This window comes from Prevotella sp. S7-1-8 (assembly GCF_000758925.1).
In the GTDB taxonomy this organism is placed as follows: Bacteria; Bacteroidota; Bacteroidia; order Bacteroidales; family Bacteroidaceae; genus Prevotella.
On sequence record NZ_JRNC01000043.1, the window covers coordinates 1 to 689 of the forward strand.

Below are 689 nucleotides of genomic sequence, written 5' to 3' on the forward strand. Positions count from 1 at the left end.
ACCCAAACCAATGGGGAAGTATGAAAAACCACAAAGAAGTGATGTTTATTCAATGAAGACTTCTGAGTAGTAGGTTTTATTTGTATACAGGTTCAGAACGTTCTGCCTTCCCGTTCTCACCCATTTTGCTGGCACGCTGACAAAATGCAGGATAAAGGCTTTCAGCCTGCTTGTCTTTTTCAATGGCTTGACCTTTTCGCTGATATGACAGACGAGATAGAGATAGAAGTTCTTCAGCATAGCGGTAACCATCATGAAAACCATGTTCTCAGCCATAAAGGAAAAGGGCAGATGCGACCAGCCAAAGTCATTGTTCTGTATGTCGAAGTTCTTTTCGCTTGCTCCACGCTCATTATAAAACGTAATGATGTCTTTCTCAGTAGATGTCCAGTTGTTGGTAAGGATACGGCGGTATGTGTATATTACTCCAAACATATCCGTCTGCTCCCTGCCATCCTTGTCTTTCAAAGGACTACGCTGTACGACAAGCCTGTATGACTTTCCTTCTATTAAGTTGTCCATGCTGACGGAGGTGACATCGCATCTCTCATAACCAACCTCAACACTCTTCCATTCTTTCAGCTGGTGGAAGTCCTCACATCGACTGCCGCAGTTGGCAGCACGAATGAGAACGTGTTGCAGCGCTGCTCTACGGTTTGGGTGATTTCCTTTGAGAACGACCCGCAGTC

1 pseudogene is annotated in these 689 nt (G+C 45.0%); it reads right to left on the reverse strand.

What is annotated here, in order from left to right:
- Positions 1–45 precede the first annotated feature (45 nt).
- Positions 46–689, reverse strand: a pseudogene (locus HMPREF1640_RS07440) (IS1380 family transposase); the annotation flags it as partial.